Source organism: Rhodococcus sp. IEGM 1372, assembly GCF_030056835.1.
In the GTDB taxonomy this organism is placed as follows: Bacteria; Actinomycetota; Actinomycetes; order Mycobacteriales; family Mycobacteriaceae; genus Rhodococcoides.
Genome location: NZ_JASHKS010000049.1, coordinates 1 through 18677, shown reverse-complemented (window position 1 = coordinate 18677; position 18677 = coordinate 1). Strand labels below are relative to the sequence as shown.

The 18677-nt window shown below is 66.1% G+C and carries 17 protein-coding genes; 4 read left to right on the top strand and 13 right to left on the bottom strand.

The features are described 5' to 3' along the window. Position 1: 1 nt before the first annotated feature. From QM590_RS23630 to QM590_RS23620, 3 genes are read right to left on the bottom strand one after another with little or no spacing between them, the layout of a single operon-like run. Positions 2-1057 carry an ABC transporter ATP-binding protein gene (locus QM590_RS23630; protein ID WP_269596600.1) on the bottom strand — a complete coding sequence of 352 codons (1056 nt, stop codon included), beginning with the start codon at positions 1055-1057 and terminating at the stop codon, positions 2-4. Continuing rightward, positions 1054-2622, bottom strand: coding sequence for an ABC transporter permease (locus tag QM590_RS23625; RefSeq protein WP_269596599.1), 1569 nt, complete (start codon positions 2620-2622; stop codon positions 1054-1056). The genes QM590_RS23630 and QM590_RS23625 overlap by 4 nt, the downstream gene beginning before the upstream one ends. Before the next feature lie 4 nt (positions 2623-2626). Next, complete coding sequence (locus QM590_RS23620) at positions 2627-3670, bottom strand: iron ABC transporter substrate-binding protein (protein ID WP_269596598.1); 1044 nt, start codon at positions 3668-3670, stop codon at positions 2627-2629. 117 nt (positions 3671-3787) lie between these two features. On the opposite strand from QM590_RS23620, the gene QM590_RS23615 reads away from it, so the two are divergent. Next, complete coding sequence (locus QM590_RS23615; protein ID WP_269596597.1) at positions 3788-4987, top strand: FAD-dependent monooxygenase; 1200 nt, start codon at positions 3788-3790, stop codon at positions 4985-4987. Here QM590_RS23615 and QM590_RS23610 read toward each other — a convergent pair. The 7 genes from QM590_RS23610 to QM590_RS23580 all read right to left on the bottom strand — a co-directional run bounded on the left by QM590_RS23610 (position 4984) and on the right by QM590_RS23580 (position 12132). Next, positions 4984-5877 carry a siderophore-interacting protein gene (locus QM590_RS23610; RefSeq protein ID WP_269596596.1) on the bottom strand — a complete coding sequence of 298 codons (894 nt, stop codon included), beginning with the start codon at positions 5875-5877 and terminating at the stop codon, positions 4984-4986. The genes QM590_RS23615 and QM590_RS23610 overlap by 4 nt on opposite strands. Before the next feature lie 82 nt (positions 5878-5959). Next, positions 5960-6766: an ABC transporter ATP-binding protein gene (locus QM590_RS23605; RefSeq protein ID WP_269596595.1), complete on the bottom strand. Its 807-nt coding sequence runs from the start codon at positions 6764-6766 to the stop codon at positions 5960-5962. Further along, a complete protein-coding gene (locus tag QM590_RS23600) occupies positions 6763-7830 on the bottom strand; it encodes a FecCD family ABC transporter permease (RefSeq protein ID WP_269596594.1) in 1068 nt (355 codons plus the stop codon). The genes QM590_RS23605 and QM590_RS23600 overlap by 4 nt, the downstream gene beginning before the upstream one ends. Continuing rightward, positions 7827-8879, bottom strand: coding sequence for a FecCD family ABC transporter permease (locus QM590_RS23595; RefSeq protein ID WP_269596593.1), 1053 nt, complete (start codon positions 8877-8879; stop codon positions 7827-7829). The genes QM590_RS23600 and QM590_RS23595 overlap by 4 nt, the downstream gene beginning before the upstream one ends. A 17-nt stretch (positions 8880-8896) precedes the next feature. Further along, positions 8897-10183 carry a lysine N(6)-hydroxylase/L-ornithine N(5)-oxygenase family protein gene (locus QM590_RS23590; RefSeq protein WP_269596592.1) on the bottom strand — a complete coding sequence of 429 codons (1287 nt, stop codon included), beginning with the start codon at positions 10181-10183 and terminating at the stop codon, positions 8897-8899. Positions 10184-10428: 245 nt separating this feature from the next. After that, positions 10429-10848 carry an HIT family protein gene (locus QM590_RS23585; RefSeq protein WP_269596591.1) on the bottom strand — a complete coding sequence of 140 codons (420 nt, stop codon included), beginning with the start codon at positions 10846-10848 and terminating at the stop codon, positions 10429-10431. Positions 10849-10875: 27 nt separating this feature from the next. Then, positions 10876-12132 carry an MgtC/SapB family protein gene (locus QM590_RS23580; protein ID WP_269596590.1) on the bottom strand — a complete coding sequence of 419 codons (1257 nt, stop codon included), beginning with the start codon at positions 12130-12132 and terminating at the stop codon, positions 10876-10878. Between the two features lie 412 nt (positions 12133-12544). Between QM590_RS23580 and QM590_RS23575 the strand changes: the two genes are divergently transcribed. Then, on the top strand, positions 12545-13336 hold the full coding sequence (locus tag QM590_RS23575) for an HAD-IIA family hydrolase (RefSeq protein ID WP_094668664.1): 792 nt from the start codon (positions 12545-12547) through the stop codon (positions 13334-13336). Here the strand turns inward: QM590_RS23575 and purB are convergent, their stop codons facing one another. Beyond that, positions 13337-14755: an adenylosuccinate lyase gene (gene purB, locus QM590_RS23570; RefSeq protein ID WP_094668665.1), complete on the bottom strand. Its 1419-nt coding sequence runs from the start codon at positions 14753-14755 to the stop codon at positions 13337-13339. A 170-nt stretch (positions 14756-14925) separates the two neighbouring features. Here purB and QM590_RS23565 point away from each other — a divergent pair, with 170 nt between their 5' ends. Continuing rightward, positions 14926-15576, top strand: coding sequence for a DsbA family oxidoreductase (locus tag QM590_RS23565; RefSeq protein WP_269596589.1), 651 nt, complete (start codon positions 14926-14928; stop codon positions 15574-15576). 104 nt (positions 15577-15680) lie between these two features. On the opposite strand, the gene QM590_RS23560 is transcribed toward QM590_RS23565, so the two are convergent. Next, positions 15681-16319, bottom strand: coding sequence for a TetR/AcrR family transcriptional regulator (locus tag QM590_RS23560; RefSeq protein WP_269596588.1), 639 nt, complete (start codon positions 16317-16319; stop codon positions 15681-15683). 67 nt (positions 16320-16386) lie between these two features. Between QM590_RS23560 and QM590_RS23555 the strand changes: the two genes are divergently transcribed. After that, positions 16387-17400, top strand: a complete 1014-nt coding sequence (locus QM590_RS23555; RefSeq protein ID WP_269596587.1) for a threonine aldolase family protein — start codon at positions 16387-16389, stop codon at positions 17398-17400. Between the two features lie 32 nt (positions 17401-17432). Here the strand turns inward: QM590_RS23555 and QM590_RS23550 are convergent, their stop codons facing one another. After that, positions 17433-18581 carry a pyridoxal phosphate-dependent aminotransferase gene (locus QM590_RS23550; RefSeq protein WP_149404973.1) on the bottom strand — a complete coding sequence of 383 codons (1149 nt, stop codon included), beginning with the start codon at positions 18579-18581 and terminating at the stop codon, positions 17433-17435. Positions 18582-18677 lie beyond the last annotated feature (96 nt).

Below are 18677 nucleotides of genomic sequence, written 5' to 3'. Positions count from 1 at the left end.
CTCAACTCACCTGACGCGGAAACCAGTGCACCGGAGACGTCACGGAAACCTCGACGGCGGTACCGGGAGCGAATCGGTCGGCGGTTCGGGCGATGGCCCGAAGCCGCAGCCCGGTGTCGTAGTGCCGCAGAGTGACCGAGGATTCGGGGCCGGTGAAGAACTCGTGTTCGACGACGAATGCGCCGTCCTTGCGTTCCGAGACCACCAATTGCTCGGGCCTGAGCAACGCCTGCCCGTTTCCCGTTCCTCGGGTGGTGGACTCGAGACGGCCGAGGACGGTGTCGACGTGGCCACCCCTTGCTACGGCGTCGACGAAGTAGGCGTCGCCCACGAACCGCGCGACGGCGGGTGTAGCGGGCCGCTCGTACACCTCCCGCGGTGTGTCGATCTGGGCGCAGCGACCACCCAGCAGCACGGCCACCCGATCGGCTGTTCCGAGTGCCTCGGCCCGGTCGTGGGTGACGAGGATCGACGCGGTCTTGCTGGACTGCAACAACTCTCGTACGTCCTGTCGAATGGAGGTACGCAGCCCAGCGTCGAGCGCGGCGAACGGCTCGTCCATCAACACCACCGACGGAGCCGGTGCCAGCGCACGCGCCAATGCGATGCGCTGCTGCTGACCGCCCGAGAGTTCGCTGGGCTTCACCCCACCGGAATCGGGTAGTCCGACGAGCTCGAGCATCTCGTCGACGCGTCGTGCGCGCTCGTCGCGACCGGACAGGTAGGGTCGCAGAAAGCCTGCACGCAAACCGAATTCGATGTTCCTTCGTACCGTCAGGTGTGGAAACAGTCCACCTTCCTGTGGCATCAGGCCTATGCCCCGCTTCTCCGGTGGCACCTGAATCTGCCCCGCCACCGAGATGTCCCGTCCGTCGGAGGTGATCCGGCCCGCGTCGATGGGGTGCAGTCCCGCGATCGATCGCAACAGGGTCGTCTTGCCGCAGCCGGAAGGGCCGAGGACGGCAAGCATTTCGCCGTCGCCGAGGTCGAGATCGATACCGTGCAGCACCTCCGTACTGCCGTACGAGGCGACGAGACCGGAAATCACCATGCTCATGGCAGTGCTACTCGCTTCCGCGTCGTGCGTCCCAACGCTCGTGTCAGAACGATCGTCGGGACCACCGAGATCAGGATCAGGGCAAGGGCGTAGGGAGCCGCTTCGCCGTATCGGAACGCCTCGGTGGTGGACCACAGCGTGGTCGCGAGCGTGTCGACTCCCCGAGGGCGCAGCATCAACGTCGCAGGCAGTTCCTTGGCGACGGTCAGAAAGACCAGAGCGGCCCCGGCGGCGATGCCGGGCAAGGCGATCGGAATCGTCACGCGAAGATCGGTACGCAGCCGGCCCGCGCCGAGGGTTCGTGAAACATCTTCGAGGACAACGGGAGTGGCGTCGACGACTGCTCTTGTGCTGCCGACGGCCAACGGCAGGAACAGCACCACGTACGCCAGTACCAGCAGAACCGCCGTCTGGTAGAACGACGGCAGGAACCGGATTCCGAGAAAGACCGTGGCGAGTCCGACGGTGATTCCCGGTAGTCCGTGCGCGATGTAGGTGGACAACTCGGCACCGCGAGCGGCCCTCGAGGTGGATCGGGCCGCGAACAGCGCGACCGGCAACGCGAGCACGGCCACCACCACCGCGGCGGTCGCGGAGTACTGAACGGTCTTGGCCGTCACGGCCAGCACGTCCACCCAGTCGACGGTGAAGCGCAGCGATCGACTCAGCCACCGCGCCAGGGCCAGAATCGGTACCAGCACCGAAACACCGAGGGCAGCAACGACAACGGCCAGAGCGGGCACGCGCCACCGGCCCAGGACGACAGGCTCGGCCATCCGGTCGGTTCCCGATCCCACCCTCGCCGTGGCACCGCGTCGGGCACGCCGTTCGAGGAGGGTGAGCACCAACGCGCCCACCACGAGCACCAGCCCGAGAACAGCGGCCGCGGTGCGATCGAGTCCCCCGCGGTAGGCACTGTAGATGCCGAGCGTGAAGGCGTCGTATCGCATCAGAGCCACCGCCCCGAAGTCACTGATGGTGTACAGCGCAACCAGCAGTGCGCCCGCTGCCGCGGCCGGAACGACGCGACGGCACTCGACGGTCAGCGCCGTGCGCACTGCGCCTCGACCGAGGGTTCGCGAGACCTCGGCCAACGAGGGGTCCGCGGTGGCGAACGCCGCGGACACCGGCAGCATCACCAGCGGGAAGCAGGACAACGTGAGCACGAGAGCTGCACCGGAAAAGCCTGCCAACGAGGGGAATTCGGCGATCCACAGGTACCCCGAGACGTAGGACGGGATGGCGAGTGGAGCTGCGAGGACCATGGCGAAGAAGCGTCGCCCCGGTAGATCGGTACGGACGGTCAGCCACGCCAGCAGCGTCCCGACCACGACCGACGCGAGGAGCACGGTGATCGTCAGTGTTGCCGTACGGATGGCGAGGTCGAGTGTGCGCTGCCGCAGGAGCAGTCGCAGCACCTTCTCGGTTCCGCCGTCGAACGCTCGAACGAACAGGTACACCAGGGGTGTCAGCGTCAGCGCTCCCACGCACAACGCGGTCGTCCCGAGAACGGGACGACCGCCGAAGTGGCGCCGCCGAAGCGGCTGAAGTGCAGACGCGAGCACCCGACTAGATGATTCCGACGTCGGTGAGGAGGGTCTGCGTGGCCTCGAGCGACGAGAGCTGACCGAGGTCGAGATCGGTCGAGCCCAGCTCGGACAGCGGCGGCAGGTCGTAGTCGGAGGTGACTCCGTCGATGACGGGGTATTCGGCGGTCTCGTTCGCGAAGTACGTCTGCGATTCGGCCGAGAGCAACTCGCGCACGAAATCGAATGCCGCTTCCTGGTTGTCCGAGGCAGCCAGCACACCGGCACCGGCGACGTTGATCAGCGCACCGGGGTCACCGGGCTCGAAGTAGTGCAGCTCGACCGGGGCGTCGTCGCCGTTCTCTTCCTTGAAGGGGTACCAGTAGTAGTGGTTGAGCAGGCCGGTGGCCACCTGTCCGTCGTTGACGGCGGTCAGCAGCGGGCCGTTGCCCTCGAAGGCGACGGGCTCGTTGGCGACGAAGCCTTCGAGCCAGGTGCGAGCACCGTCCTCGCCGCGCTGCACGCGCAGGGCGGTGACGAAGGCCTGGAACGACGCGTTGGTCGGTGCGTAGCCGATCTGTCCGCGCCAGCGCGGGTCGAGCAGTCCGTCGATACCGGTGGGCAGGTCTGCGGCCTGCACCGAATCGGAGTTGTAGGCCAGCACGCGGGCTCGCGCCGAGGTGGCGACCCAGGTGCCGTCGGCACCGCGGTACTGCTCGGGAACGAGGGAGAGGATGTCCTCGGGCAGCGGCGCGAGAGCACCGGCCTCGTCGAGGGCACCGAGTGCGCCTGCGTCCTGACCGTAGAAGACGTCGGCCGGGGTGGCGTCGCCTTCCTCGAGGATCTTGGCGGCCTGGGCGTTGGTGTTGCCCGAGTAGTCGACCTCGATACCGCCACCGATGCGCTCGATCAGTGGGTCGACGAGCTCTTCGCCGCGGCCGGAGTACACCACGAGTGAGGACTCTGCGGTGGCGGACTCGGAGGTGGACGTGCCTTCGTCGGAGGAGCCTTCCGAGCTGCATGCGACGAGACCGAGGGCGAGGGTTGCGCTGAACGAGAGCAGCGCCAGACGGCGAACGGTGAACACGGTTCTCCTGACGAAAACGGGTCATTCGGACAATTCGATGAAAGTACACCACAAAGGTGAGGCTCAGCTACTTTCCCTCCGGGATTGAACGGTCACAAGCCCGGGCACTCCCACTCCATGACCTCTCGCGTACTCGTCACCGGTGCCAGCATCGCCGGCCCCACCGTGGCGTTCTGGCTGGACCGAGCCGGCTTCGAGGTCACCGTCCTCGAACGCTCACCGCACCTGCGACTGGGTGGCCAGAACATCGACGTCCGCGGCTCCGGCCGCGAGGTGCTGCGGCGCATGGGTCTGGACGCGACCCTCCTCGCGAACGGCACCACCGAGAAGGGCACCCGATTCGTCGACGACGCCGACGCCACCATCGCGGCATTCCCGGCCGGCGACGGATCCCACGACGGCCCGACGGCGGAGTTGGAAATTCTGCGCGGCGAGTTCGCGCGGATTCTGGTCGAATCCGCCGGCCCACGGACCGAGTATCGCTACGGCGATCGCGTCGTCGGGGTGACTCAGGATGCCGCCGGCGTCGATGTCACCTTCGCGACGGGCACAGCGGAGAGGTTCGACCTCGTTCTCTTCGCCGATGGAATACGTTCCAGCAGCAGAGAACTGGTGTTCGCCGGCGAGGCCGAGACCACCCCGGTCGGCCTGTACACCGCCTACGGCGTACTGCCGAAGGGACCGAGCGACGACGGCTGGTGGCGCTGGTACAACGCTCCCGGATCCCGAGTGGTCAATCTACGACCGGACAACCTCGGCACGACACGATTCAGCCTGTCCTGGGTGTCCGAAGACAGCGGCTACGAGGGCGCGTCCACCGAACGCGTGATCACCGCTCTGCGTTCGACGTTCGCCGACGCCGGTTGGGAAGTGCCCCGAATCCTGGACTCGCTGGGACCGGACTCGGAGCTGTACGTCGACTATCTGGCGCAGGTGAAGGCCCCGCGCTGGTCCGAAGGCAGAATCGGCATGCTCGGCGATGCCGCTTGGTGCGCAACGCCGTTGAGCGGCATGGGCACCACGTTGTCGGTCACCGGCGCGTACGTTCTCGCCGGCGAGCTCGCGCGGGCGAGTGATCATCGCGCCGGGTTCGAGGCCTTCGAGACGCGTATGCGTCCGTTCGTCGATCAGGCGCAGAAGCTACCGCCCGGCGTGCCTCGCGTCGCTCATCCGAAGACGTCGGTGGGGGTCGCCGCATTCCGCACCGCACTGCGGCTGGCCGGATCGAAGCCGGTACAGGCCGTGAGCAGCAAGTTCCTCGGCCCCGACGCGGCGACACTCGAGCTGCCGGACTACGAGTTCGACAACGCAGGTTAGAGCCCCACCCGCTCGAGCAGCGCATCGAATGCCTCGCTGGCTTCCTGCTCGGAGCGGCCGGACTCGATGACGCCGTTGTACACCGCGAGCGCCTCCTCCTGGTATTGCTTGTATTTCTCGAGCCACTTCTCGGAGTCGGCTCGCCAGTACCCGATGATGTCGAAGTACGCGATGTCGTAGCCCAATTCCTTGCGGAAGTACTTGCGCACCCGACGCGAGGACGACGCCTCGCCGGCGAACCACACGTAGCCGCGTCCCTCGGGCAGCGGGTACGCCAACGCCGCGTCGTCGAGAACGCTTGCGCTGTCGCCGTTTCCGGATCCGATGCGCCAGTCGAACGTGACATCGGCCTGGGTTTCGAAGGATTGGATGTCGCCGCGTTCGAGAACCTCGACGATCGCATGCGCCCGCATTCCGGCGGGCAACTGCTCGACGAGTCGGCCGAGTGCGGGCAGCCCGGTCATGTCCGCGACCAGCAGCAGCCATTCGACGTCGGCAGGCGGTGAATACCAGGATCGCGGCCGGGTGAACAGCACCGTCTGCCCCGGGACGGCCTGCTGCGCCCAGGTGGATGCGACACCACCCTCGTGGGCGAAGAAGTCGATGGTCAGCTCACCGCGCTCCGGATCGAGACGGCGGATGGTGTAGTTGCGCCCTTCGGGGGCGTCGTCGAGACCGTGGAACCACCAGAACCCGTCGACCTCGGTCATCGGCGGCGGGATCGCCTCGCCTGCCCTGGGGAAATAGACTCCGACGCATTCGTCGGGCACACCGAGCGTGCGGTAGCCGGCGACGTGCTCGCCGCCGAACGTCACGCGCACCATGTGCACCGTGAGACGTTCCACTGCAACGACGTCGGCGTAGTAGTAACCACGCGGTTGTTCGTTCATCTTCGCCCTCGATACATATCTCGACGTGGCTCTCGAGAGAACCCGCAGGCCGACTCGGCAGCCATTCCTCCTCGATTCTAAACTAAGCCTTGCCTAGCCTGCGACCACCCGCCTTGGGAATCACCAACGGTGTGTGCGATTCCGGATCGTCGATGATGCGGCACGGCAGCCCGAAGACCGCCTCCACCAGCTCGGCGGTGACGACGTCGGCGGGCGCACCCTCGGTGACCACTGCGCCGTCCTTCATCGCGATGATGTGGTCGGCGTACCGGCAGGCGTGATTGAGGTCGTGCAGCACTGCGACCAGAGTGCGACCGTTCTCGCGGTTCAAAGTGGCCAACAAGTCGAGAAGCTCGATCTGGTGGGCGATGTCGAGGAAGGTCGTCGGCTCGTCCAACAACAGCAGCGGCGTCTGCTGCGCGAGAACCATTGCCACCCAGACGCGTTGCTGCTGACCGCCGGAAAGTTCGTCCACCGGACGAGCGGACAGTGACGTCACTCCGGTCGAGTTCATGGCCTCGATCACCGCGGCCTCGTCTGCGGTCGACCACTGCCGGATCAGCTTCTGATGCGGATAGCGACCCCGCGCAACCAGATCGGCCACCGAAATACCGTCGGGTGCGACGGAGGTCTGCGGCAGCAGGCCGAGGCGTCGGGCAACTTCTTTCGCCGGATACGTCGAAATCGCCTTCCCGTCCAGCAGAACGGTTCCACGAGAGGGCTTCAGCAGCCGCGAGAGTGCCCGCAGCAGAGTCGATTTGCCGCAGGCGTTCGGTCCGACGATGACGGTGAACTTGCCGTCGGGAATCTCGACGGTCAGGTTCTCGCTGACCACGCTCTTGTCGTATCCGACCGTGATGTCGTCGGTGTGCAACCGAGGCTTCGTCACTGCTTCCTGCCTTCCCGCGCCAGCAACCACACGAAGTATGCGCCGCCGACCGATACGGTCACCACACCCACCGGGAGCTGCGTGGGAGCGAAGACGCGCTGTGCAACAACGTCGCTGACGACCAGCAGCAGCGCTCCCATGCACGCGGCAGGCACCATCGCCACTGACGAGGTGCCGGTGAGGCGGCGCGCCAACTGCGGAGCGGCGAGCGCGATGAACGAGATGGGCCCCGCGGCCGCGGTGACCATCGCGATCAGCGCAACTCCGAGGAACACCAGCATCAGACGGGTCGGCTCGGCGCGCACACCGAGCGCCCTCGCCGCATCGTCCCCCATCTCCAACATCGGCAGCCGACGCGAGAGCACCGCCAGGCACGACGCGATGACGATCGACACTGCCAGTACGGGTCCCACCTGAGACCACCCCAGCCCGTTGAGGGTGCCCGCACCCCAGACTGCGGCCGCGATCGCGTCGTCGAGGTCGGCCCTGATCACGAGCCAGGTGTTGACCGAGGCCAGGACGGCACTGACGGCGATCCCGACGATGATCAGCCGAAAGCCCTGCACCCCGCGCCGGTACGCGAGCAGGTAGACCACCGCCGCCGTCGCGAGTCCGCCGACGAGCGCGCCCGCTCCGGTCCGGTAGTAGCCACCACCGAGAGCGAGGATGACGACGAGCGCGCCGGTGTAGGAACCGGTGGCGAATCCGATGATGTCCGGGCTGCCCAACGGATTTCGCGTCAAGGATTGAAAGACCGCGCCCGATACGCCGAGGGCGGCTCCGAACAGGAAAGCCAGCGCCACTCGGGGAAACCGCCACTCCATCACCACGATCTCGGTGAGGCGTGGCGCGTCGCCGAACACCGCGGCGAGCACCTCGTTCGGCGGAATGTAGAAGTCGCCGGTACCGACCGCGACGACGGAGACCACCACCGTCACGAGCAGCAAGGCCGCGCAGACGCCGACCGTTCGAATGTCGATGCGGCCGTCCACTCGATCCCGCACTCGCACGACCCACAGCGTTCGGCCGAAATCGATGTCTCCGCCGCGTTGTTCACGGGTCACAGTCCGCTCGCCTTCTTCCGGCGAACCAGCAGGATCAGCACCGGTGCGCCGACGAACGCGGTCACGATGCCGACCTGCAGTTCCCCCGGCCTGAGCACGACGCGTCCGACCACATCCGAGAGCAACAGCAAACCCGGTGCCGCGACCACCGTGTAGACCAGAATCCATCGTTGGTCCGGTCCGACGAACCACCGCACCATGTGCGGAATCATCAGTCCGACGAATCCGATGGGCCCGGCCGCGGCCGTCGCGGCGCCGGCGAGCAGGGTGACTGCGACGACGCCGATGATTCGCGTACGAATCACGTTCGCCCCCAACGACTGGGCCAGATCGTCGCCGAGCGCGATCGCATTGAGAGGACGAGCGATCAGGGCGGACAGGAAAACTCCGAGCGCGATGAACGGGGCGATTTCGGACGCGATGTCCATACCTCGACCGGCCAACGACCCGGCTCCCCAGAACCTCATCCTGTCGAACGCATCCGGATCGAGCAGCAGCATGCCCGAGGTGATGCCGCCCAGTACAGCTCCGAGCGCAATTCCGGACAGCGTCAACCGAATCGGAGTGGCTCCCGCTCGCCCCATCGCCCCCAGCGCGTACACCGCAATCGTGGCGACCACCGCGCCGGCGAACGCGAACCAGATGTAGGACCCGATGCCGGTGACACCGAGCACGCCGACGGCGATCGCAACGAAGAACGCCGCCCCGGCGTTGACGCCGAGGATTCCCGGGTCGGCCAGCGGATTTCGCGTCATCGCCTGAATCAGCGCACCGGCCACCCCGAGAGCGATTCCCACGAGCAACCCCAGAACGGTACGCGGAAGCCGCAGTTCACGAACGATCACCGATTCGGTGGATCCGTCGCCGAAGAACAGACCGTGCCACACCTCGCCGATCGGGATGTACTCGGTTCCCACCGAGATGCTCATCAGGCACAGCGCCGCCAGCACACCGGTGACGAAGAACAACCCCGCGGCCCGACGGGCATCGGTGCGAGCGAGACCACCGACTTCGGCCGGAACGCTTCGCTGTTCCGGCTCGTCGCCCACGCTCGTCCTCACCCGATTCACACCACCGATCGCACCCTCGCGCCCACAGCGGACTTCACGATCTCACCGCTGCGGACAGCGATGTTGGACAGCAACGACGAGGTCAGGCCATGCGTGTGCTCGGTGCCGCCCTGCAGGTAGATCGAACCCGCACTCGGTTCACGCGTCACGAGTCGGTAGTCACGCGTCACGCGAGGCCCGCGGGAGTCGTATTCGACGTCGTCGAACAGCGGACCGAGGATCTCGGGTAGATCGAGGGACGTGAAGCCGGTGGCATAGACGACAGCGTCGCACAGTATGTCCTCGGCCAGCCCCGTCGGGCCGTGCTCGACCGAGACACGAACGCCCGACGGCTCCTCGGTGGCTCCGATCAACCGGGACGCTCCGTGCACGAACAACCGGCGCTTCCCGCTGACTCGCTCGGAGTACTCGCGTGCGTACAACTCCTCGATCAACGGCAGGTCGACAGCGGAGTAGTTGGTGCCGCGGTGATAGTGCAGCAGTTGCTCGCGCAGTGTGTGCGACGACGAATAGAAGTCGTCGACGGCCGTCGGATCGAAGATGCGATTGGCGTAGGGGCTGTCGTCGGCCGGGCTGTATCCGTACTTGCGCAACACTGCGTGCACCGACGCGTCGCTGTACGTCGAGTGCAGGTAGTCCACCACCTCGGCGGCACTCTGCCCGGCACCGACCACGACGAAGGTGCGCTGCGTCCGCGACGGCAACCGATCGAGCTCGCCGAGAAGATCGTGGTTGTGGAACTGTCGCGCCGACGCCGTGACCCCGTCGGGCAGGGTGGCGGTCAGCCCTCCGGCGAGCACGATGTTGCGTCCTCGCACGGTCCCGGTGCGCCGCCCCTCGGTGCGGACGCCGTAGCCGTCGCCGGTGTCGACGACGTCCAGCGCCCGGGTGCCGTAGTGCACGGTCGCGTCGACTTTGCCTGCGGCCCAAGCCAGGTAGTCGTGGAACTCGAGCCGGCTCGGGAAGAACGTCTGCAGATTGATGAAGTGATTGAGCCGACCCTGTTCCGACAGATACGCCACGAAGCTGTACTCACTGCTGGCATTGCGTTGGGTCGCCAGGTCTTTGAGGAACGAGATCTGCATGGACGTCCCCGGCAACAGCATGCCGGGGTGCCAGGCGAACTCGTCCTTGGATTCGACGAAGCAGGCCGTCAATCGCTCTGCCGGCGAGCACATTCGATTGTGCTCCTCGATCGCGATGGCCAGGCCCAGATTCGAGGGCCCGAAGCCGACCCCGACGATGTCGTAGGTGCCGTCGGAAAGATCGTTGTGCGAGGTCATCGACGGCCCGCCCCCGACATCCGATCCAGTGTTCCCCGAACCGGCTCGACCGCCTCCGTGTCTTCGACAAGGTTCATCGTGTGCGCTCCTGAGGGTGATTCGGTCCGTGACCGGGTATCGCGCGCAATGTCGTGCCACAGGCATCGACTCGCGCCTTGCGGAAGGCAACGCTAACCTAACTAGGCTGGGTACACAACGGCTCCGAAAACACCACACACGGGCAGCAATTCGAGCAGGGCGAGAGCTCAGCTCAGCAAGGCCGCGATCTCCGCAGCCTGCCGGTCCAGTTCCGATCGCGGCGGCGACGACGGCCGAGCCCGCAAACCGAATCCGTCACCGATCATGCGTGGGATGACGTGCAGATGCACGTGGAAGATTTCCTGACCGGCGACCGTGCCGTCGGCGAGGAACAGGTTGACGCCGGCGACACGCGGATTGCCCGCACGCAGAGCGGCAGCCACCTTCTGCCCCACCACGAACAGGTGCGCGCCGATCTCCGGCGGCAACTCCGCCAGCGTCCGATACTGCTCCTTGGGCACCACCAACACATGTCCGCTGGTGAGCGGCCTGATGTCCATGAACGCAATCGCTGTCTCGTCCTCGTGGACGCGAGAAGCCTCGGCCGTCCCGGCAATGATCTCGGCGAAAATCGTATAAGGGTTCACAGTCAAAACTCTAAGGTCCGCCGCAGTTCACCCCACCGTCACCACGATGGTCATCGCGACGGCGAAGACGACCGTCGGCACAGCCATGCCCGCAAGAAACCCAAGACCGAAGCGACGCCCACCTGAAGTGAAGGCCAGCACACTCTTGACCAGTAGGTTCGTTCCGAGCGCAGCGGCGATTGCTTGCAGCGCGCTGTCGACCGTGATCGTGCCTTTCGCAGCAAGGCTCGCAGCACCGAGAGCACCGGCGTGAGCATCGGCGAGACCCGCCGCAGCTGCGGCGAGCACCGCTCCTCGCGAACCGAGAACGTCAGCACCCCATCGGCCGACAAACAGGGCGAAGACGAGAACAGCAGCCAAGACGAGTGCCGGCCGCAACGAAAACGGCCGCGCCGAGGTGTGCGGCTCGACGCCTGCGCTCGTCACCTCGGCGTCTCGTGGAGCCACTGCGGCACCGCGGTAGACGACGGCAGCGACTACAACGAGCACCATGGCTCCCACCACCACCGGGGGCCACAGTCGTCGAAGCACCTCCGGCTCGACGAACCCGATGACGACGAGCAACTGTATGAAAGTGGCAAGGCTGGCAACGAGCGCCCCGGCGAGCGGTGCCCGTATCTCATCGGCTGTCCGGCTCAGCCGGCCCATCGACGCAGTTGTCGCACTTGCGGATACGAATCCGCCGGCCAGACCCGTGACGAGCAGACCACGCTGGGGCCCAAGCGTACGGACGCCGATGTATCCGATCCATCCGATACCGGTGAGCAGAACGACGAGGAGCCACACCTTGGCCGGGTTGAGCACGCCGTAGGGTCCGATTCCGCGATCGGGTAACAACGGCAGGATGACAAACGCCGCCACGAGGAACTTGATGGCGTCTTCGAGTTCGATCTCGCTGACCATCTGACGGGCGAAGCGATGAATGCGAGACTTCGACGCCAGCAGTCCGGCCACGATCACGGAAAGGGCTACGGCCACCGACGGGTCGGTATAGGCGAGCGCGCCGAGCAGATAGGCCACCAGCGCGGCAATCTCGGTAGTGGTCCCCGGGTCCTGCTCGCTGGTGCGGAGATAGGCAAGCGCCATGAGCAGCCCGACGACGACGATGCCTGCCGAGACTGCCCAGTTGTCGAAGCTGGCGGCGACGGCTCCGGCAAGAGACAGCAGTGCGAATGAACGCGACCCGGCCGGGAGCGTGCGGATATGGCTACGTTCACGCTCGAACCCGAGCAGCAGCCCGATGGCGAGCGCCACCAGGAAGGGCTCGACGTCCGTCCAGCTCACGACTGTTTCTCCGATCGCGCACTACTGGAACGGATTTGCCGCAACGAGCGACTACTACCGGTCGAGTCGACGACGGATCCCGAAGTCGGATCGGATTCGAATCCACGGCCGGTCCAGTTTCGGACCAGTTCGCCTCGAGCGGCGAACATAGCCGAGCCCCATCCGTCTCTGCCGCGGTCCGACGTCTCCGTCACGACGTCAGCTCTCAGCGTCGCAGTAGGTCACAATCCAATTGTCGTGACTACACAGTCGAAGAAACAGGGCAGAAGGTCCCTCACGTCATCGCCATAGGTGCGGTCCGTCGATGTTCCGACATCACCGAACGAGCCCTACCTGTACCGGGCGCTGCCGACGCTACGTGGGCAACATGGTTGAGGCTGCAGGCGTTCGGTAACCCGACTACTGTTTGCCGATGAGCATCGGCGGGGTTCTCTTCGACATCGACGGCGTTCTCGTCACGTCGTGGCAGGCGGTGCCAGGGGCAGCAGAGACTCTGAAGTACCTGGACAGCAAGGACATTGCTCGCGCCTTCCTGACGAATACGACGTCCAAAACCCGTGGACAGATCGCTACGGCGCTGCGCGAGGTGGGACTCGACGTGCATTCGGACGAGATCGTCACGGCCGCGTCGCTCACCGCGGATCATCTGCGTGAGAACTATCCGGACGCGCGGGTGGTCCTGATCAACAACGGTGAGATCGCAGGCGACATGCCGGGAATCGAGTTCGTCGACGAGACGTCCGAGGATCCCGATGTCGTCGTCGTCGGTGGGGCAGGCCCGGAGTTCACCCACGAGCGGCTCAGCCGCGTCTACGACTGGCTGTGCCGGGGCATTCCCGTGGTCGCGATGCACCGTTCGTTGATGTGGAGCACCGGAGCCGGACTGCGCATCGACACCGGCATGTACCTCGGAGGTATGGAACAGGCGTCAGGACATACCGCGAAGGCCATCGGTAAGCCCGCTCCGCTGGGATTCCGCACGGCGTCCGAGCGGATGGGGGTCGACCCCGACGACGTCGTCATGGTCGGCGACGACCTCGACAACGACGTCCTCGCCGCCCAGGTCGTCGGGATGACCGGCGTGCTCGTTCGCACCGGGAAGTTCCGTCAGGACGTGCTCGACCGACGCATCACCGACGAATTCGCGATGGAACCCGACCACGTGATCGACTCCGTGGCCGACCTTCCCGGTGTCCTCTCCTGACTACAGAATCGGCGACGGGCTGTACGACGCCCCGGCGGGGAACTTCGCGATCAGACGCTCCACTGCCGAGACGACCGCACTGACCTGAGCGTCGGCGGCACCGACGAATGCCGTCTTGTCGGCCAGTGCAGCATCGAGGGCAGCGCGGTCGAGTGGCAGCCGATCGTCGGCGGCCAGACGGTCGAGCAGGTCCGGTTCCAGTCCCTGCTCACGCATCGCCAGCGCAACCGCGACGGCGTGTTCCTTGATCGCCTCGTGCGCCGTCTCGCGTCCGACGCCTGCGCGCACGGCGGCCATGAGCACCTTGGTCGTTGCAAGGAACGGCAGGTAGCGGTCGAGTTCCTTGGCGATGACGGCCGGGTACGCACCGAACTCGTCGAGCACCGTCAGGAAGGTCTCGATGAGACCGTCGATGGCGAAGAAGGCGTCGGGCAGCGCGACACGGCGCACCACGGAACAGAAGACGTCGCCCTCGTTCCACTGTGCACCGGCGAGCTCGGCGGCCATCGAGCCGTAGCCGCGCAGCACCACCTGCAGGCCGTTGACGCGCTCGCACGAACGAGTGTTCATCTTGTGCGGCATTGCCGACGAGCCCACCTGGCCCGCCTGGAAGCCTTCGGTGACGAGTTCGTGGCCTGCCATCAGGCGAACGGTGTGGGCGAACGAGGACGGTCCGGCACCGATCTGGACCAGCGCGGAGACGACCTCGTGGTCGAGCGAACGGGGATAGACCTGGCCGACGCTCGTCATCGTGTGCCGGAAACCGAGGTGATCGGCGACGATGCGCTCGAGCGCGACGAGCTTGGCGGAGTCGCCGCCGAACAGGTCGAGCATGTCCTGCGAGGTACCCATCGGGCCCTTGATGCCGCGCAACGGGTAGCGCGCGATCAGTTCCTGCACCCGGGACAGGGCCAACAGCAGCTCGTCGGCGGCCGACGCGAAACGCTTACCCAGAGTGGTCGCCTGAGCTGCGACATTGTGACTGCGACCGGCCATCACCAGCGAGGAGTACTCGGCAGCGCGCTCGGCCAGCCTCTTCGCGACGGCGACGCCGTGCGCGTGGACGTGCTCGAGGGAGCGCAGAATCTGCAGCTGCTCGACGTTCTCGGTGAGGTCGCGGCTGGTGAGCCCCTTGTGGATGTGCTCGTGGCCGGCGAGGGCGTTGAATTCCTCGATGCGGGCCTTGACGTCGTGCCGGGTGACGCGCTCACGCTCGGCGATCGACGCGAGATCCACCTGATCGACGACGGCTTCGTAGTCCGCGATGGCAGCGTTGGGGACGTCGACTCCGAGGGAGGACTGCGCGCGCAACACAGCGATCCACAGTTGGCGTTCGAGGGCGATCTTGTGCTCCGGCGACCACAGCTCCACCAGTTCGGGACTCGCGTAACGGGTGGCCAGGACATTCGGGATGCTCACGAGCGTCCAGCTTACGTGGCGCAGTTGTCGGTCTCGGAAGACGACTGCACTGTTTCGGAAAAGGACTGCAGTACCGGCCTCCCGCGATCGCACAAGCCGCCCTTTTCGTGGTGCCGGCGGCTACGGCGCCGCGTGGAATAACCGACGCGCGCTCCGATGTTGGAGCCGTCGTGAGCCGAACAGTGAAGGTCGACATCTGGTCCGATATCGCGTGCCCGTGGTGCTTCGTCGGCAAGCGTCGTTTCGAGGCAGGCGCTGCGGAGTTCACCGCCGGGGGCGGGGCGCTCGAGGTGGAGTTCCACTCGTTCGAGCTGGCACCCGACACACCGGTCGAATTCGACGGCAGCGAGGTCGACTTTCTCGTCTCTCACAAAGGTATGCCGGCCGCCCAGGTCACGCAGATGTTGGCGCAGATGACCGAGCTGGCCGCAGGCGAGGGGCTCACCTACGACTTCGACGCCGTGCAGCACACCAACACCGTCAAAGCGCACGAGCTCCTGCACTTCGCCAAGTCGAAGGGCAAGCAGGTCGAGATGAAGGAACGGCTCCTGGCGGCCTACTTCGAGGAGGGCCGCCACGTCGGCCGCACCGATGACCTCGCCGACCTGGCCGCGGAGATCGGCCTCGACCGTGACGAGGCGGCCCGGGCGCTCGAGTCCGAGGAGTTCCTGCCGGCAGTGCACGCGGACAAGGAGCAGGCCATCGCCTACGGGATCAGCGGTGTGCCGTTCTTCGTGATCGACGGACGGCTCGGTGTGTCCGGCGCACAAGAACCGTCGGTGTTCGTCGACGTGCTGCAGAAAGCCGCTGCCGGGTCATGAGCGGTCCTTTGGAGATTTTCGGCGACGACGGCCCCGTCTGCGAGGACGGCGTGTGCGAGGTGCCACCGATCAACGACGCAGACTTCGGCGAGACCGGCTAGCAGTCAATCGGCTTGCACCTGTTCCGCCGGTGCCATGATGTCGATGACGGCCAGCAGCATGCTTCTTGCCATGTGACGGGGGTCGGGGTCCACTTCGCTGAGCGCTCCGACGACGGCTCCGTCGACCACTGCCACGAGTCGTCGTAGCTGCTCTTCCTGCACGGTTCGGCCCGATCTGCGCAGCACGTCGGTGAGCAGGTCGTCGATCTGGGCGCGCAGCCGCAGCTGCACTTCTCGTAGTTCGGGATGCCGGGCCGAGGCGATGAAGCGTTCGTACCGTGCGATCAGCTGCTCGTGCCCGTCCTGCGGCCCGATGAGCAGATCGACGATAAGATCTACCGTCGACTCCATTTCGTTCGAGCACTTGCCCTCGTCCTCGATGCGGCCGCGCATGACGTCGATCTCACGGGTTCCGACGACGTCGACCGCCGCGGCCACCAGGTCCCCGAGAGACTCGAAATAGTAGGTGGTCGACGCGAGAGGAAGCCCGGCTCGCGCGGCCACCGATCGGTGCCGCACCGCGTCGAAGCCGCCCTCGACGAGAAGGTCCGCGGCCGCAGACGCCAGTGCCTGCCGGCGGCGCACCCCCTTCGGAGTCGCACCCGACACCTTGTGCTGCGACTCGGTCGGACCTGCGGACATTCAAGTCATCGTGCCAGCTCGAGGCCGTTCGTCGGACTGCTTTCGCGCTATGGAATTGTCGTTGCTCGTGGCACATCGAACGATCGACCTTCGCTCCGACACCATCACCCGACCCGATTCGGTCATGCGAAAAGCCATGGCCGACGCCGAAGTGGGCGACGACGTCCTCGATCACGATCCGACGATGGCAGCGCTGGAAGAAGCGGTGGCAGGTCTGCTCGGGTTCGAGTCGGCACTGTGGGTTCCGTCGGGGTCGATGGGCAACATCATCGCGCTGATGCTGCATCTGCAGCGCGGCGATCGCTTCCTGGCACCGGAGCACGCGCACGTGCTGGGGTCCGAGCTCGGTACTGCCGCATGGTTGGCAGGCGGGATGCCCGACGCCCTCCCCCACGACGCTGGCCCCGGCCGCCCTCTCGCGTCGACGGTGCGTGCGAAAGCGGGCGGTGCCGGACCGTATTTCTCGCTACGGACGACGCTGCTGTCGCTCGAGAACACCCACAACTTCGCTGGCGGGACCGTGATCGGCCCTGACGAATGGGCGGAACTCGTTGCCGCCGGCCGTGATTGCGGGCTGAAGGTCCACCTGGACGGCGCGCGCCTGTGGAATGCCGCTGTCGCCCTCGATGTTCCGATCGTGTCGCTCGCTGCCGGTGCCGACACGGTGCAGGTGTGCCTGAGCAAGGGCCTCGGCGCACCGGTCGGCTCGATGCTCGTCTCGGATTCCGAACGTATCCACGAGGCACGACGCGTCCGAAAGATGTTGGGCGGCGGCGTCCGTCAGGGTGGCGTGCTGGCCGCTGCCGGTCTCGTCGCATTGGGCCGCATCGGTGATCTCGCCGAGGACCACGCCAACGCGTCCACCCTCGCTTCCGGGCTGCGCGAGCGAGGCTGGGAGGTGGCGGAGCCGGAGACGAACATCGTCCTCGCCACTGTTCCCGACCCGGCGACGACGGTCCTCGAGCTGGCCGAGTTGGGGATCGCCGCGGTGACCGTCGCGGGCAAGGTGCGCTTCGTGACCCACCGCGACGTCGACGCCGCCGATATCGCCGAGGTACTGGAGCGGCTGCGCCGCACGTGAACGAAACTTCGTAGCCTGCTACGAGGAAACGCTCACATGCGACGAAGTCGCTCCAACGCCTCGGCGACGTCGGACGTGGTGCCTGCGAACGAGAATCGCACCGTGTGATTGCCGCGCACGGTGTCGAAGTCGACACCCGGTGCCAGTGCGACGCCGGTCTCGGACAGCACTCGCGCGCACCAACTCCGCGAATTCTCGGTCAGATGCGCGATGTCGGCGTACACGTAGAAGGCACCGTCGGCCGGTGCGAGATCGGTGATGCCCATGGCCGGCAGACCGTCGAGCAGAATTCGGCGGTTGACGGCGTAGCGCTCGACGTGTGAATCCAACTCGATGCGGGACTCCTCGGTGAACGCCGCGATCGCGGCAACCTGAGAGATCGCGGGTGGGCACACCGTCATGTTCGACGCCAATCGTTCGACGGCCCTGCGTAATCGGGTCGGCAGCAGCATCCAACCGAGTCGCCACCCGGTCATCGAGAAGTACTTCGACACCGATCCGATCGCGACGGATTCTTTCGATGTCTCCCATGCGCTCGACGTGCGCGCGTCCCCGTAGGCGATGCCGTGGTAGATCTCGTCCGAGATCAGCAGAGTTCCGTGCTCGTCGCACCAGCGCGCGATTGCCGCGAGCTCGTCGGCGTCGATGATCGTGCCGGTGGGGTTGGCGGGGCTCGCGATGATCAGACCCGCGGGCGGCTCGGGCAGTTCCTCGAGCATCGCGACGGTCGGTTGAAACCGTGTCTCTTCCACACAGTCGAGCTCGACGACGCGGCAGCCCAACGCCGCCAACGTGTTTCGATACGCCGGATAGCCTGGCCTCGCCATCACGACGGTATCTCCCGCGTCGAACGCTGCGAGGAACAGCAACGTGAACGCGCCCGACGAGCCGGTGGTGATCACCACGTCCGCGGCGTCGACGGTGATGCCGTACCGCGCGCTGTGGTGCTCGGCGATAGCGCGACGCAGCGGCAGAATCCCCAGCGTCTCGGTGTACCCCAGCAGATGCGAGTCCAGAGCCTCGCGGGTAGCGCGCAACACCGGCTCGGGCGCTCGGGTGGAGGGTTGACCTGCAGCAAGAGAGAGCACGTCGCCATGAGTACGGGCCCGCTCGGCCGCGGCGGCGAACACATCCATCACATGGAACGGCTCGACCTTCGATCGCTGCGATTCACTGTGCATTCGATCGACACTACTGATCCCGGTTCGCTCGGTACCTCTGACCGCTCAATGTCAAGCTGTCTGGAGTCGGTTGTTGTTGATTCCGACTGTTGTGGG